Annotated in this window: 10 protein-coding genes; 2 read left to right on the forward strand and 8 right to left on the reverse strand. The window is 40.4% G+C overall.

The window, feature by feature from the left end; translation table 11 throughout:
- Positions 1 to 137: 137 nt before the first annotated feature.
- Entirely contained in the window at positions 138 to 887 is a 750-nt protein-coding gene (locus HHO47_RS12725) for a substrate-binding periplasmic protein (RefSeq protein WP_169020632.1), read from the reverse strand.
- A gap of 296 nt (positions 888 to 1,183) precedes the next feature.
- On the opposite strand from HHO47_RS12725, the gene HHO47_RS12730 reads away from it, so the two are divergent.
- Positions 1,184 to 2,689: a phospholipase effector Tle1 domain-containing protein gene (locus HHO47_RS12730; RefSeq protein ID WP_169020633.1), complete on the forward strand. Its 1,506-nt coding sequence runs from the start codon at positions 1,184 to 1,186 to the stop codon at positions 2,687 to 2,689.
- A gap of 215 nt (positions 2,690 to 2,904) precedes the next feature.
- Here the strand turns inward: HHO47_RS12730 and HHO47_RS12735 are convergent, their stop codons facing one another.
- The 7 genes from HHO47_RS12735 to HHO47_RS12765 all read right to left on the reverse strand — a co-directional run bounded on the left by HHO47_RS12735 (position 2,905) and on the right by HHO47_RS12765 (position 16,010).
- On the reverse strand, positions 2,905 to 3,651 hold the full coding sequence (locus tag HHO47_RS12735) for a substrate-binding periplasmic protein (RefSeq protein ID WP_348981659.1): 747 nt from the start codon (positions 3,649 to 3,651) through the stop codon (positions 2,905 to 2,907).
- A 139-nt stretch (positions 3,652 to 3,790) separates the two neighbouring features.
- Complete coding sequence (locus HHO47_RS12740; protein ID WP_169020635.1) at positions 3,791 to 6,418, reverse strand: glycosyl hydrolase family 18 protein; 2,628 nt, start codon at positions 6,416 to 6,418, stop codon at positions 3,791 to 3,793.
- A gap of 64 nt (positions 6,419 to 6,482) precedes the next feature.
- Positions 6,483 to 8,081 (reverse strand): lytic polysaccharide monooxygenase, encoded by a 1,599-nt coding sequence (locus tag HHO47_RS12745; protein WP_169020636.1) that lies wholly within the window; start codon positions 8,079 to 8,081, stop codon positions 6,483 to 6,485.
- A 59-nt stretch (positions 8,082 to 8,140) separates the two neighbouring features.
- The gene (locus HHO47_RS12750) at positions 8,141 to 11,305 is read right to left on the reverse strand and encodes a glycosyl hydrolase family 18 protein (protein WP_169020637.1); all 3,165 of its coding nucleotides are present in this window, start codon (positions 11,303 to 11,305) and stop codon (positions 8,141 to 8,143) included.
- Between the two features lie 457 nt (positions 11,306 to 11,762).
- The gene (gene arfA, locus HHO47_RS12755) at positions 11,763 to 11,963 is read right to left on the reverse strand and encodes an alternative ribosome rescue factor ArfA (protein ID WP_169020638.1); all 201 of its coding nucleotides are present in this window, start codon (positions 11,961 to 11,963) and stop codon (positions 11,763 to 11,765) included.
- 183 nt (positions 11,964 to 12,146) lie between these two features.
- The gene (locus tag HHO47_RS12760; RefSeq protein ID WP_169020639.1) at positions 12,147 to 14,672 is read right to left on the reverse strand and encodes a TonB-dependent receptor plug domain-containing protein; all 2,526 of its coding nucleotides are present in this window, start codon (positions 14,670 to 14,672) and stop codon (positions 12,147 to 12,149) included.
- Between the two features lie 378 nt (positions 14,673 to 15,050).
- Positions 15,051 to 16,010: a sensor histidine kinase gene (locus HHO47_RS12765; protein WP_169020640.1), complete on the reverse strand. Its 960-nt coding sequence runs from the start codon at positions 16,008 to 16,010 to the stop codon at positions 15,051 to 15,053.
- Positions 16,011 to 16,172: 162 nt separating this feature from the next.
- Here HHO47_RS12765 and HHO47_RS12770 point away from each other — a divergent pair, with 162 nt between their 5' ends.
- Complete coding sequence (locus tag HHO47_RS12770; protein ID WP_169020672.1) at positions 16,173 to 17,459, forward strand: HD domain-containing phosphohydrolase; 1,287 nt, start codon at positions 16,173 to 16,175, stop codon at positions 17,457 to 17,459.
- Positions 17,460 to 17,547: the final 88 nt, after the last annotated feature.

Below are 17,547 nucleotides of genomic sequence, written 5' to 3' on the forward strand. Positions count from 1 at the left end.
TTCCTCATGGTAATACTGCAAATATAGTCATTGTTATGGGTGTCATTTAAGTTTGAATTACTACAATTACAATCGCCATTTATTAAGTGGGTGTCTTTATTTTTTTCTTTATTTTTTTATTTGTTATTTTGTATTAGTTACTCTGACTGTGCTGAGGCTATATGCTCATAACGGGCTAATATTTCATCATATTCACCTGAGCGCTTTATTTGCTCTAGCCCTTTATTAAAGGAGGTTATTATATATTCAGCATTGGGGTGCTCTTTACTAATTCCAATATGAAGAGGGTGCTTAATTAAAGCTGGTTGCCAAATTGTTAGCTCTGTTGAGTAATCGTTTTTCTTCATTTCGAACCATGCCGCGTATTTATCAACCAGAGCAATATCAGCGCGATTCTTTCTTACATGCTCAAGACAACTATGAACATTAAGTAAAGGAACAATTGTCAGCCTATCAATTGACTGTAAATACTCATGATATCCGTAGCCTCTAATTATACTGATTGTTAAGCTTTCTAGGCTGTGAGAACCTTGATAATCAAGCTGCAACTTAGTATTACTAATGATGCTAAGTTCATTGGTAAAATAGGGCTGGCTAAATAAAATTGTTTGAGCACGACTTTCTGTCCACCATAATGCAGGGATCAAATCTATTTCATTATTTCCTAACATTCGCATTGCACGGCTGAATGGCGCTATTTTAATATCCAATGCAACCTTCTGGCTAGAAAATGCAGCACGTACAAGCTCAGCGGTCATACCCGTACCATCAGCAAATATGTAGGGAGGCCATTCATTATGAGCTCCTACTAAAGGCTGTGTTATTGCATTAGAAAGCGCAGCAGTACTTTGTATGTATAACAGCAAAATAATAAAAAATTTAGTCATAGCAACACGATACCTTTTATCATGCCTACCTAAAGATACACAACAATACATTTACACTAGGAAAATCTGCGTAACTTAACTATTTAACCTGAGGCTTAATGGCAACCTGAACTTTGTTACTAAACCAGAACTCAACTGTTTAAGCTTAGACTACATTTGACTATATTATTTTCAATCTATAAAAAGTATTGCCTAAAATTAATAGCAAAAATCCTTATTATATATTTGTGTGGATTGTCTTCAAATTTAAATACTTTACCTGTAAGTTATAAAAAACCACATAAAGGAATGATGCTATGACCGCGAAAACGCTGATTTTCAACTTTGATGGCACAGGTAGTGAGCCACGTGATGCTGAGCAGTTCAGCTCTGCGCATTTTAAGGAAGATGTAAGCATTTCGAATATCCTCAAACTTCATTTATTAATGGGTGGCCAATTAAATAACGAGCCCGTTACTCCTTTTACTAATCAACTCAGCTTCTATTACCCAGGTATTGGAACCCAAGGCAGCCGGTTAAGGAGGTTCCTTAATCAATCTTTCGCACCACGCGATGACGATGTTGCCAGTATTTTAAATCATGCTATAAATGATTTTAAACACTACTACAAAGCTGGCGATACACTGTTACTCACAGGCTTTAGTCGTGGCGCTGCGTTAGCACGACGTTTTGCAAAGTGCTTAGAGCCGCTCATAGCTAATAATGTTTATTTATGCGTATTTGATACTGTGGCATCCATTGGTTTCTCTAAAGTCACCAAAGCTACCCGAGGTGCTGAGCATGTTATTTTTGAAAACCATACTTTAGCGACCAATATAAGTCAGGCTCTGCATTGTGTGGCATTGGATGAAAAGCGTCGAGCTTTTGAGCCCACTCTTATAAATCATCAAAACAATGTACATGAAATATGGTTTTCAGGCGCTCACTCAGATATCGGTGGTGGCTATTATCGTGATGGACTGGCTGATATTTGCTTACGCTTTGCAATGGAATGGTTGCTTGAATTACCTGTAGCTTTATCTTTTTTAACTAGTCAAGCAATCGATTATGCATCGTTATTTCCAGCTGATCAAAACAGTTTTATCGCCCAAGATGATATGACCATCACCCCAGATCCTCTCGCGTTAAGCCACCAACAGAATTATTTTTGGCTTAATCCTTTATTTAAACTTATTGATCGTGAATGTACTGTGTTGGTTGATGATGAACAAAGTGAGCTGTTACCCATTATCCACCACAGTGTTGCTAAACGTATCAATCAATTAACCAGCTATCGCCCTGAGTCTTTAAAAAACCTCAGTTATCAACTGTTGTATACAGATCAAAGTACATTGAATTTTAAAGGTTTATCTGCCCATATTGCTTTAAGAAATCAAAATATGTCGGTATTGAAGATTGGTCAAAGCCAAGATGTGTTGGTATATGCTTCTGAGCAATACAATGCAACAGGACTCATGCTTGAACAAGGGGCGACTTATCGCTTTAGCCCTTACCCCGCACAATTATGGTATGACGATGGCGTAAAATGTGGGCCACAAGGTTGGCACCGAGATAACCTACAGTTAGGTGTAAAAGAGATCCCCATGGCATTACTCGAACCCTTTCGCCGTTTACCACATGCCAACTGGTTTGCCTTAATTGGCGCTATTGCCCATAGCGATAATGATGCTTTTGAGATTGCCGATGGAGGGGAATTTAAAATGACTCACTCAGGAGAGTTTACGCCTTTTGCAAATGATTTAATGCGTTTCTATGGCGCGAATGCTGGGCGTATAAAAATAAACGTGACTCGCCTTGGTTAATTGTAACAGGCCGTGCAAACGGCCTATTAATGATATTAAACTCTCACTATTTTGCACTTAAAGCGGCTTCAGCTTCAGCCAATATAACAAACTATTCATCGGCACTGTGTGCGACTAAGTGCTTACTACTATAAGCAACTATTTGGCGAAAACCTTTCAGGCACAGTAAAGCGTGCGCAGCTTTAGTGATATCAATTATACCTAGGAGCAGTTAATTAATAGGTATAGCTGGCAATTATCTGCTTGATATTCGATTGCATATCAATGATCGCAGCATTAATGGCCTGCACATTGTCAATCGTGACCGTTTTTTTGCTGAGCATAAAATGGATTGGATTATCATGAATAACATAAGGATGCAGTGTAATACCGGGAATTTTTTCTTGGCTTATGAGGTATAACCCAGATATTTCATCATCAATCATAAAATCCACACGTTTTGCTTTTAACATATGCAGTCGATGCTTGAGTAAAGGTACCCGTACAAGTAAATCTTTATAATTTGTAACTTTGCTTAGCTGCTCAAATTCTTTACCATAATAAGCACCATTATTTACGGCTATGGTTTTTTGTTGCGCCAACAGAGTGGCTAAATCATATGCTAGATATTTAGCATCTTCATACCAGAATAGTCGTATTTTCTCACGCCTATACGGGGTTGAAAAGTGACTATATTGAGCACGTTGTTGATTGAAACTTGCAGCAGTTAATATATCCACACGGCCTTTTTCCAGCTCAACCAAACCACGCTTTGATGACGGTAAAGACACAAACTGACTACAGAATCCAGCATGCGTTAACACCAAACGGCTGATCTCTACATCTATTCCTGTCAGAGCCTGCTCACCATCAAAGACAAACGGTGGCCAAGGTAACACTACCCCTACTTGTAGAGTTTTTTCGCAGCCACTACTAATTGGACTCAACAATATCAAAAATAAGTAGATGTATTTAATAACCACAGCCCAGTAAAATTATAGACGCTTTGTACAGTATGGTGCATCTGGCTCGAAATACAAAAAAAGCAGCCCGAAAGCTGCTTTATGTGAGTGAATTTCACTTTAATTTATTACCTAAAAGTAGGCTTGGGTAATAGGCTAATTAAAGTAATTTCCATACCTCTGCTACGCCTGGCTCATTTCCTTGAGTCCACCACTTCGCTTGGTATTTGTTACCACCATAAGAAACTTGGTCACCGCTATTGTAAGTTGCTGATGACTGCCAAATCAGAGCTTCGGTATCATCTGTTGGTTGCGTAATAGCTTCCCAAACGCCACCTAAGTCAGGACGATTACCTTGAGTCCACCATTTAGCTTTGTATGTAACGCCGTTATAAACAACAGTATCACCACCAACATATACCTTACTCGCATCCCACGTATCACCTGTAGGAGGCGTGGTATCGGTGTTAGTTACCGTTACAATAAAGCTTTGAGTGGTAGCAACTTGGCCGTCACTTACTGATACTGAAACTGTTAAGTTTGTATCTGCAGCTACTGCGCCCGCCGTAAGGTTAATATTGGCACCACTGCCTACTAATGTAAGACCTGCAGGGACATTCCATGTATAAGTCAGTGTGTCATTTTGCGCATCAGAGGCAACAACTGTTACCGCAGCAGAAGCGCCTTCTTCAACAGTAATATCAGCAATTGCATCAACTGTCGGTGCAGTGTTACCACCTGTTGTTGGCGCGATGACATTAACTACAACGTTTTGGCTTACTGTTGCTTTACCATCAGTCACACTGACAGTTGCCGTAAACTGGCTGTCTTGGGTTACGTTAGGTGCAGTAATTGCCAATGTGCTTGTTACGCTGCCAGATACTATTAACTCAGGTGATGCAGTCCAACTAAACGTCAGTGGATCATTATCAGCATCTGTTGCTGAAGCACTGACAGAAACACTTTCACCAGCGTTCACAGTTACAGCGCTTGATACTGATAACACTGGCTTTTTATTAATTGGCGGTGTAACAACTCCACCTAAGCCATCGTGCATTGCATTAAGAATATCGCCATTATCGGCATCAATTTCCCATGCAAATAAACCACCTAGGTTGTATTGATTAACATAGTTACCTTTAGCAAGTACCGATTCACGGCTATCATAAGTGATTAGTTTACCGGTAGAGCGGTTCCACACATACGCCGCTTGGGCTTGGTCATCGTAGCCTACTTCAAAGCCATTAACACCAGTGCCTGCAGCACCAATCATATGTGTTTTAATGCCTTTATAATCGATAACGCCATCTTCCCACACGCCTTGTGCTGTTGAGCCTGTTAACTTGCCATTGCCAGGTGCGGTCATCGGATTGCCATCTATTGTAGTATTTTGAGGATATACGCCTTCCCAACCACGGCCATACATAGCCGTACCTACAACGATTTTCTTCGATGGTACATTTTGCGCTAGTAATAATTGTACGGCGTTATCAGTTGTATATGCAGGACCTTTACGTGGCTCGCCATTTTCATCAACCCCCGTACCATTACATTGGCCAGTGCTCATGTGCTCACCACAATAAAGCGCAGTTTGGTGGCCTGTTACATTGCTCCATGCGCCGTAGAAGTCATACGTCATCGCGAAAATGTAATCCATATATTGACTAGCCGCTTGGTAGTCAACATCTTCAATTTTATCGTAACCTGCACCAATTGCTGACGTAAGCTCGTAAGTACGGCCAGTTTCAGCTTCAAGCTTATCAAGCATAGCACGCAGTTCTTGCATTAATGCCACATAGGCTGGACCATCATTTATCGGATCGCCGATATCAGGATTAGGGCCGTCACCACCAGGAAATTCCCAGTCAATATCAACACCATCGTAAAACTTCCAGGTTCTTAAAAACTCTTCCATTGATGCTACAAAAATGTCTCGGTTAGCTTTATTAGTAAAGCCACTGAATGGGTCTGATAATGTCCAGCCACCCACTGATGGTAGGATTTTAAGATCGGGGTAACGCTGTTTAAGCGCCATTAACTGTGAATACGTACCACGGATTGGATCGGTCGCGTCCACTCCTGGTAATGCTTTTTGCACAGCCGCCCACGGATCGTGAATAACCACTTCATAATCAGCAGAGTCAGCACAGGCTGTTTCAAGTGCACGCTTAGGAGCGCCAGTTAATGATGCATTTTCACCACAAATTGGAATAAAGCCATATAAAATGTGGCTTAAGTTTTGTGCCGGGATATTTGTAACATCATAATCACGTCCGTAAATACCCCACTCAACAAAATACGCACCAGTCACTAACCCTGCTTTGGTGCCAATATCACGGTTATTAGGGTCAACATCCATCGGTAATGGCACTAAATGCCCACCGTCGGTATCTGCAATAACAATTGGCTTACCAGTACTGCGTGCACAGGTAATACCGCCTTCACATAGCTCTACATATAATGTATGACGACCAGCTTTGTCATAAGGAAATGCAACAGTTCCTGTTTTAGTTCCTGCTGTCAGGGTGCCTTCGTTTACCAACATATCATCAAAGTAAACTTTATAGCTGTCACCGCCATCACCACTCCATGCACTCCATTGAATGTTGATAGCGACTTGATCAACACGGGTAACCAGTTGCTTATATGACCCATTACCTTCTAAGTTCACTTCAACAAAAGAATATTGTTGCGGTTCCCAATTAATACTTGGTGTAGACGGTTCTGCAACGGCTGTACTTGCAAATAGGGCAACGCCAATGGCTGCTGTTAACTGTTTAATATTCATATTTCTCTCTTATCCATTATTAATTTAATTATTTAATAAGTTTGAACTACAAAACTTAGGCTTCTTAATAAAGTTTGATCCATACATTGGCTTGTCCCGGTATATCACCTTGAGTCCACCACTTAGCGCTATAGCGCTGTCCTTGATACGTTACATCAGCACCACTTTGATAGGCTTTGCTTGCATTCCAATCGTTGTTCATATCCGGTTGTGGATCGCTTTGCCATGCATTAGAGCTATCAGGTTGCTGACCTTGGTTCCACCATTTCGCTGTATAAACAACACCTTGAAAACTGACTTTGTCCCCAGCTTGATAAACAGCACGACTATTCCAAGCAGCAACATCAGGATCAGTAATAACGCTGTCATTTACGGTGACTTTAAAACTAGTTTGAGTACTTAATTGACCATCTGAAACCGACACTGACACGATATAATCAGTGCTTGCCGATACTTCTGGTGCACTAATCACCACGTTTTCATCACCACCAGTAAAACTCAGCGGCGCCGGCACTGACCAGTTGTAAGTCAATTGCGTTTGTTCATCATCAAAAGCATGTAAATGCACTGCTGTCGTAGTATTTTCTTCCATGACTACATCATCTGGCGTATGCACAATGGGTGCAGTGTTAGTAGGAGCACTTTGCACAGTTAAGGTATAAGTGTAATTTTCATTACTACTATACACTTGATTAATAAGCACATCTGTACTGTTATAAACCACGTCACCAGCTTGATTTTGCACGCCAATTTGTACTACGTGGGCATAATCTAAGTTCAGTTGTGCAGCGAGTGTTTGTTGCCAATTCACTTGATTTTCAGCGCTGATTTTTAACTGCTGATTAATCACTTCTTGGCCATTTTCATCAAATAAACGCGCCCACACAGTGTCACCCACAATGGCATTTTGTCCTTGACGAACAAAGTAACCAACACTTGACCAAACACTCGGATCCGTCGGCCCTGCATCGGTCACAATGGTAATATCGCTACAGTTATAAAAGCCTTCACCCACTACATCGTTACGTTGCCAACGGCTATACAAAATAGCATCGCCGCTACGTCCTTGTGGAATTGCAACATTCATTTCGTAATAACGCTTTCCATAGGTGTCTTTAATAACGTCAATACTTTCATGTTGTTGAACTAGTTCTAAGTCAGCCCACGTCAATACATCTGTTGCCGTATTAAAGCTGGGTTTAGTCAAGTAAAACTGCCAAAAACTTGGATCATGTGGTGTAGCCGCAAGGTAACGAATTTGAATATCACCATTAGCATTAGGCACTACATCACTGCGTTGCCAATGCAGCGAAGGCAAATCCATACCACGCTTTGCGTCGTCACCACCAGCACATAACGACCCACTTGGCACCTTAGCCTCTACCGCTGCTTGATTTAAGTAATCTGGTGTATTAGCCGAAAACTCAATATCTTGCACAAATTGCACAGTACCCGACTCTAAAAATGCGGCGCGACAAGCAAGGTTTGGAATATTGCTACCATCGGCTGGCCACCAATATCCACCATCGGCTTGGCAAAAAGCTTGCCGTGCTTTGGGGCTATCCATGTAACCATGGGCATTCACTTGCACAGGCACAATTGTTAGTAATACGCTGCTTACCACTACCGAAAGTGATAATGCTTTAGAGTTAATAGGTATCATTATTTTGTCCTTAAAAAAGCTAAAATTTTGGGGCAAATGAACTTGCCCCTATTATTTATTTACAGACTACAGCTTTTAGTCCAGTCAGCCGTTGATCCTGGCTCAGAACTTGTCCACCACTTCGCTTTATAAACAGCACTGTTATGAACCATTAAATCACCGCTTGCGGCATGGCTTGGATTGCCAGCCCAATCTTGTTGAGGGAAGTTTGGATATACAGGGATTGAGCTGACAGCCACACCTTCACACATACCAGATGTATCACCATTACCTGGATCCGTAGTGTCACCGCCACCGGAAGTACCATCGGGCAACTGCGGATACTCAAATTTGAACGCGTAAACTTTGCCGTCTTTTTCAATAGTAAAATTACTAGGACCGGTAATTGGCATGTAATACATCACCTGCGCATTAACAGTTTTACCATCACTGAAGTCTTTCGGTTGACCGCCCCATTCATTGTTAAGAGTGATTGAAAAACGGTGGAATTCATTTTCATAGCCACCAATGTTGTTACCGGCTGCATTTGAGCCATTTACTTCAACTGCCATACCCAATTTTTCTTGTGCATTCCAGTTAGATTTAAAAATAGCCGATGTTGATACCGGCACATCAAACGAGATTTTCGCACCGCTTAGATCAATATTTGAGTTATTAGTGAACGCAAATGTTGGGCTAATTGGGTAGTTGTCATCACCAATTGGAAAGTCTTTGGCTGCAAACGTTACATCTACCGCCTCGGTTGGTAGTACAAAGTTTGGATTGCCTGGGTGAGTGTCATACGCCACGCCACTTTGATTAAACTTGTCATAAGCCAAAGTTGTTAAGGTAGAGCCCATGAAGTACTCGCCTTTTGCTGAATCAAAATCATAATCACCAGCAAGTTCCCAAAACATGATACCGCCAAGGCCATTGTTGATTACGTAATCAACTTTAGTTGCCATCGACTGTTCATCTTCAATAGATAGGAATACTTTTTTCTCTGCGTTCCATAACCAAGGTGCAACAGCAACGCTGTCATAATGACGTGTATAAGTACCCGTTAATTGATCATCTGCATCAGTCTCTGGCGTTAAGCCATACACACCTAAGTACGAACCAACAATACCATTTTCAAGATTTTTAACATGCCACAAAGGGTTAGAGCCTGCTGGCATTTCTTGACCTGCATCGTTCTTATCATGCCAAAGATTATCAATGCCTAATGCGCCATTACCACACTTGTTATTTTCGCCAACACCAGTACCTTTTGCACAGTCCGCTTGGTTAGGTAAAGCAGATTGCCCCCACAACCCATTAGTACCACCACTAACATCTTTAAAACCACGGGTGTAGTAAGGAATACCAATATTGATACGCCCTGCCGATACTGCGCCACGGAAATAGCGTACCGCCCAATCAGTATTTAAATAACCGATTCCTTCAAATTCTTTGGTGCCGTACACATTCCATTGTGCAAGCTCGGAGTCAAGGCCGGTATCAAATAAGGCTGCGTTGTGGCCAACATGAGAGTTCCATGCACCGTGAAGATCATAAGACATGATATTGACGTAATCGAGGTATTTAACCGTTTGGAATGTTTCCATACCACGCAGTAAATAGCCTGAAGAAGGCGATGCAATCGTTAATAAGTAATGTTTCCCTGCTTTTTCACCAGCACGGTCTAACTCTTCGCGCAGTTTTTTCATTAGTACTTGGTAAGAGGCATTTAAACCAGCGCGGCGTGCATTTGAAATTGGAAAATCATCAGGATGGCCTGAGTCTTTCATTGATGATGGGTATTCATAATCAATATCAACACCATCAAAACCATATTTTTCAATGAACTCGACTGAGCTTTTTGCAAAGGCATCAATGCCCGCTTGATTAACTGAACCATCGGCATTAGTAGTCATGGTATAAAAGCCGCCACTTTCAACACGGCCTGTATCATCAAAAAAGCCACCCGTTTCAGCCCAACCACCAACTGATACTAAGGTTTTCACATGTGGGTGTTGTTTTTTATATTTATTTAGTAGATTAAAATGACCTTTGTATGCAAAGCTTGGATCCATTTCAGCGCCTGCAATACTTGGCCATTCCATATTAGTTGCGGGATTACCGACAGCATTTGGATCGCCAATCGATACTTTATTATTTGCATCAACATGAGCAAAAGCATAGTTAATATGCGTAATTTTATCCCATGGAATATCATTGACTAAATAGCTCGGTTGGCCATTTTCGCCATTACGCCAACTGGTAAAGTAACCAATCACACGGCGTGGATGATCATCTCCCATGATCTCGCGGCCATCAGCATCATACACAGTGCAGTACGGCGTATTGACACCTGGGGTTTGATATAAACCTTGTGGACGACACTCATCTCCCGTTACAGGCCCGGTGTTTTCTTCAACAACGGTTAACACTTTCGTAGCCTGAGCCGTTGCACCGTCATTATCAGTTACCGTTAACGTAAAGGTCGCTTGACCAAGCGCTGTTGCTTGCCAAGCATAACTGCTTGATGCCGTGCTTGCTTGATGCACATCAGCACCATTAACAGCAAAGTTAAGCGCCGTTACTTGACCATCACTATCAGTACCGGCAAGCGCAAACACCACTTGCGAACCAACCGTTAACTCTGTTGGTAAACTGCTAAAACTAATTGTTGCCACCGGTGCTTGATTAACCGGATCCACAATATCAGTAACACTGATCGTATTGCTCACTTGCGTAGATTGCGCGCCGTCGTCATCAGTTGCCACAGCACTCACTTGATGAGTGCCGACAACCGCAGGCCAATTAGTACTAAACGGTGCGCTACTATCAGTTGCAATTAATGCACCATCAACAAAAAACTCAACTTTTGTTACAGAGCCATCGTCATCGGTTGCTTGCGCTGTTATGACAACGCTGTCTTTATCGGCAAATTGAGAACTGTTTGCGGGGGTTAATACTGTAATATTAGGTGCCTGATTTTCTGTGACAACGCTGTCACACAAACCCAAAAGTTTCCACTCTTGCCAGTCACCAGCATTTTCAACTGGATTTGACTGTGTCCACCATTTTGCCTCATACGCATTATCTTGTGCGTGTACTTGGCTGCCACCGCTGTGAGTTTGCCCCATTTGCCATTGTGGTAAGACACTACAGTCAATTGCTGCATGCGCACTCAAGCCGACAAAACTAAGTGATACCACACTTAGCTTAAATGCATTTTTTATTGTCATTTGTGAGCTCATAGCTCCTCCACCCAAGGTTAAATATAACATCAAATTTACAATTCATTTTAAAAACTACCACAGTTTACCCATACGTCAACTTAATTTGGATATGTAATGCATATAAAACAGCCTAACAATTAGTGAAAAAAGACCATTAAAAATATTTTTTATAGTCATTTAACATTAAAAAAAGCCATCTAGTTTATATAATGGGTAATTTCGCATACAAAATATGAACTCAAGGTTAATTTATAGTTAAGGTTTATTTACAAGTACTTTGACGGGCTCTGGCAACTTTTACGAAGGCGTAAACGAGAGTATAAATGGATAAAACAACAATAATGGATAGCTATATAACCAAAAAGCCTCACCTAGAAAAAAATTATCTAAGCGAGGCTTTATAAAAACGCGCGTGTTTACCGTTTTTTGTAAAAAACAGCACTTAGAATAAAAGCACTATTTGATCGCTACATTTTTAGGCGGCGATTAAATAGGACTCTCGTCCTGTATGTTTGTTGTTGCGCTTGTAAGCGCCTTTACCTTTTTTAGCTTTAACCACTTGCGGTTTAAATACTTTAGAGGTAACCAGCGCTGCCAATGCGTTGTGTTTTATCACTCCACGCCCTGCGTCTACTGCGGATTTGTTAACCGCTTTTTCTTTCGATTTTTTAGCCATATGATTTCCTATTAAGTAAGTTTAAAGTATAACAAGGGATACCGTCCCACACTGTTATTGGTGGCGATTGTATGCTTAATTTTAAAGCATGCAATCATTTTTAATGCTCTTTTTAATCTATTTTAGCCATAAAAAAGCGCCGTTTATAACAGCGCCTTTGTTGGTTTAACTTAGCCTAAAGAATTAAAAACTAAAACTTACTTTTGCATAGTAACTACGGCCATCAAAACCGTATGGTACGGCACGTACAGGGTATTTAAATGCCCCATTTGAAATAGCGTTTAATACTTCATCATCACCTAGTTCATCTGGCGTTTCATCAAATACGTTATCGGCACCAACCGAAAGCACAAACATATCGTTAATTTGATAACTAACGTTTAAATCCACTAATACGGCTGGTTCTACCGTACTGGTTGCTTTAAATGAACCATCTGTTGCAAGTTCAATATGGTCATTACCAAAGTACTTCACATCAGTTTCACCAAAGAAATTAAAGCGGATCATTGAGCTGTACGCATCACGTTCATAATCAAAGGTTAACGTTGCACGTTCACTCGGTTGTCCATCCGTTAAAAAACTACTTTGGATATCATCAAGTGCCACATTTTCAGGAATACCAGGTGCTGCATTGACGCTGTCAATTTTGGTTTCGTTTAAATTACCAGCAAACGTTGCAGAGAAATTACCGTCATATAAATCAGTGCGGTATGATGCAATAACATCGACACCTTGCGTTATCGAGTTTACTGAATTGGAAAAATAATTAGCTTGGTCAGATCCTGTTGCCTGAAGAGCAGCAACAGCAGTAGGGTTAAATGCAAGATCTTCAGCTTTAATAAAGTTACCCAAAGTGATTCGATCTTTTATTGTTATATGATAAAAGTCTACTGTTAATGACAACTCACTGCTTACATCATAAACAAGACCAAAACTAGTATTTCTGGAGCTTTCTAATTCTAAACTTTCAACACCTAAAGCAACAGGAAGATCTGAACCTGCTTTAGCAATAAATGATTGCTCAAGTTCACCAACATTATTCAAATTTGTGGTAAACGCAGTGTATGCGCTTTGCTGAAGTGATGGCGCTCTAAAACCAGTTGATAACGCGCCACGAACTGCGAAGTCATCGTTAAATTCATAACGCGTAGCTAACTTACCAATTAATTCATCTCCAGCGTCAGAGAAGTCTTCATAGCGAAGAGCACCACTGATATTCCAGTCATCAGTGAGCATGGTTTCTGCATCCACATAAAATGCATAACTGTCACGACCTTGCTTGTTTGATGCTTCTGGCCTTAAACCGTTATAAGCTTGAAAACCGCACTCAGCAACAACATTAGGATTGTTTACTGAAGGGTACAAAGTATTATTATTAGCTAAACCACATGCATACGATGCTTCATCTCCAGGTACTATTTCGTAGTTCTCTTTACGATATTCTGCACCAATTGTTACATAAAGTGGTTCAGCGCGCCCCATGTCCACAATACCATTTACATCAAGGTTAACTGTAGTCTGATCAAACCTAAAGCCACCGGAGTAACCACCACTTGGGCCTGCATTTGCTGCTATCTCAGCATCACTTGCCGTTGGATTATTAAATAAATACTCCGCCGCATAAGAAGCGTTTAAGGTATTGCGTGATGTAAAGTCATATTGGTTTTCACCATACACTGCAGATACATCGTAATTCCAATCTGGATTAATATCACCTTTAAAACCTAGCGCAATAGAAATATCCTGTGCTTCGTTATAAATGCGCGGTAAAAAACCGTCTGGATAGACTTGAGTAACATTTTTAGATGCTTCATTAAAGTTACGGTAAAAGCCGTTACCCAATGCCGTGCGCTCAGAGTAACCACCAAATGAGTAAAGCTCACTCTCACCAATTGGCAATGCCATATTATAAAATAATGAGGTAAATTCACTTTCCGAATTACCTTGGCCCCAACGAACGTTTTCAGATAACGTACCTGGCTCTACATCAAGCGAACCACCGGTATCGCGCTCTGCACGGTTAGTACCTTCAGCATCACGATACTCAAGTGATAAATTAATAAAACCGCCTTCAGTGCCCAAATCAAAACCGCGATTTAAACCTGCTGAAATGGTCTCGCCATCACCTTCTGCCGTTTCGCCGTATTGCACATAACCCGTTGTTATACCCGTTGAGTTATTCAATGATAAGTTAATCACTCCAGCAATCGCATCTGAGCCGTACTGCGCCGCTGCACCATCACGTAATACTTCAACCCCTTTTAATGCAATAAGTGGAATAGCATTCATATCTGTACCCGCAGAGCCACCGCCCACTGTACTGGTTAAACCAAAAATAGCTTGGTTATGACGGCGTTTACCATTGACTAAAACCAGTGTTTGATCTGGCTGTAAGCCACGTAAAGTTGCAGGACGGAATAAATCAGAGCCGTCTGATACTTGAGTACGCGAAAAGTTAAACGATGGCGCTGTAGCTTGTAAGCTTTGACCCAGCTCTGTAAATCCGCCTTTATTTAAATCATCTGCGTCAATTAAATCAATGGGTGATGAAGATTCAGTGGCTGTGCGGTTAGAGACCCGCGAACCTAAAACGGAAATTTGCTCTATATTTTTATCTGCTTGCACTGTTGCTTCTTCAGCCATGACAGCTGAGTTACTAAATGCAAATCCTACGGCGATAGCCAATGTATTTAAACGAAGTATTGTCATGTGTGTTTTTCGTCCCTGTTGACTCTTTACCTGTTTACTCAATTGCAGCAGTAAACAGGTAAATTAATAAAAGTTATAGTGAGTGTAATTAAGCGAGATTTACAAAATCACGCCACATTAAACATCCTAGCAACATAAGCACATAAAAAGAAACATTTTCAGCTGCGACAATGGTCGATATATAGAAAAATTACCTAAAACTTACCCAGAAAGCCATTTCTGATTGAATTTCGATCAGAAAAAAGCATGGTTATTCAAATCATGCTGTCATGCTCCGCTGAGCGTGTCATTAATCAGGTATATACCCAAACCAACAATTGGCTAATTTAAAGCAAATTATTACTTATCCTAACTACGGTTAAATGGTTTTTGCTAGAGTTAAGGTCGTTCACTCAATACTGGGAATATACATCGCACACATGTACCTACATTTACAGTGCTCTCAATTTCAATTTTACCCTGATGATCATTAACCATAGTGTACACTAATGGCATGCCCATACCGGTCCCTCTGCCAACTGGTTTAGTAGTAAAAAATGGATCAAAAACTTTTGCAAGCACTTGCTCACTCATGCCCCAACCATTGTCATCAACACTTATAATTATTTGTTTGTCGTCGCTATCAACTCGCACATGGATATGTGCTTGTCGATCAATTAATTCCTCACAACTGTGTTTTGCATTAATAAGTATGTTAACCATTATTTGATTGATGGTTGCCAAATCACAATAACTTAGCGGCAATGTCGCTATTGCTGTGGTTAGCTGGCAACCTTTTAATTGATTTTTAAGCAATTTAAGTGCATTTTTTACGGCATCTGTCATATCAGCCAATTGCTTCTTATTAGTCGTTGGTCGCGCAAAATTAAGCAAATTACCCACGATTTGATTAATACGCCTTAATCCTTCCGCACTATCTGCCACTAATTGATGAATATCTTGCAGCAGTTCAGCAAATGATTGCTGCTCACTAAATGATGCTAACTGTTGTTGAAAATTTGTTTCACTAATCCTCTTGGCTAAATATTGCTGGTTTAAATCAAGTAACTCACAAAAACCATCCATGCGCTGTTGCAAACTTTCTACATTACTCATTGCATAAGCTAAGGGATTATTAATTTCATGGGCAACCCCTGCACATAAAGTACCTAAGGTCGCCATTTTATCTGCTTGAATAAATAACTGCTGTTGATACTCAAGATCAGCTACTTTTTTTATTAACTCTTCATTTAGTGCATATAATACGCGACTTTTATCTTCAATCAGTTGCTCAGCCTTTATACGTGCAGCACGTTCACGAAAATAAGCTTGCTTGTAATTTTCATCTATCGTATCCATCTCAATTAACCAGCAATTAAAAACGATTATCTTGTCATTAAAATTAGCACAGCTGATGCTAATGACACGGTTTTATTAGAAAAACCATAAGAGACAGGCTATGGTTAATGATATTGTTTATCCATAGGTACAATCGTGAGTCAATCAGCAGATCTACCAACCATGCAAGTATTATGCGTTGACGATGATGAGATTGTGTTACGCTCTTTATCGCGGCTATTCAAAACGCAGCAACTTACAGTACTTACCAGTAACTCGCCCATAGATGCACTAAAATTAATCAAACAATATGAATTTGATGTAGTTATTAGCGATATGCGGATGCCAAAAATGAATGGCGCTGAGTTTTTTCAACAAGCGCAGAAATTAGCACCTGATACTCAACGTATTTTACTTACTGGGTATGCAGATATAGAAATCACCTTAGCTGCGGTTAATCAAGGCAAGATCCATGGCTATATCCAAAAGCCATGGCAAAATGACTTATTACTACGTTGTATCACCGATAGCATTGAAAAATATCAACTTAAAAAACAAAACCTGAAACTCCAACAACAAATTAATCGCCATAATGAAGTCCTCAAAGAACTTAATAGCTCCCTTGAACAACGCGTTGAAAAAAGAACCAAACAAATAAAACAAGTACTTAAAAAGCTCGAAATTACCAACGCCCATGAAAAACACAAACATAGTTCAACCGTTGAGTTGCTCTATAATTTCATTAATGCCAATCCATATTTAGATGGCACTAAAACGCAGAACATTGCCAATACTTGTACGCAAATAGCAAAACAGTTGCAGCTACCGACAAAGAATATAGAAATGGCAGCAATGGCCGGCTATTTAGCGCAAATAGGGCTATTAGCAATGGATCCCGCACTGTATGAAAAACCCGTGCATGCGCTTAATGAACAGCAACGCAAAAGTTATTATACGCATCCAAGTACAGCACAATTGATGTTAATGCCTGCGACTCATCTGCATGAAGTGTCTGATGCCATTTACCACCAGTACGAGCGCTATAACGGGAACGGCCTACCAAAAGGATTAAAAGGTAATGATATTCCTCTTAGTGCAATGATACTCTCACTTGCCCGTGACTATTGGGATGCATTTGAACAAAGTAACTTGAAAGATGAAGAAAAGCACCAACATGCACTCGAAACAGTAAAAATGTACAGCGGTAACTTTTACCATCCTAAATTAGTGCAAGCTTTGGAGGCTTGCCGAGTTAAATGCATTAAGCAGCAAGCAAAAGTAGGCTCGATGAAAATAATAACAGCCAAAGAGCTAGCCATCAATATGGTACTTAGTCATGCACTGCATAGTCACACGGGTATTATGTTGCTACCAAAGGGGCATATATTTAGTGCTAAATCCATTGAAAAGTTACAGCAATTAGAGGCTAAAAAACCGGCTCCATTTAGGATCATGATCAAATCATTGTAAATCAGTGATCCTATTTACCCTTTCATTCGTTACAATAGGCTATTAATATTAATAGCCTATATTTCATAACCGTCTATTTTGCTTTAGG

The organism is Pseudoalteromonas arctica (assembly GCF_012927645.1).
GTDB classification, from domain to species: Bacteria; Pseudomonadota; Gammaproteobacteria; order Enterobacterales; family Alteromonadaceae; genus Pseudoalteromonas; species Pseudoalteromonas arctica_A.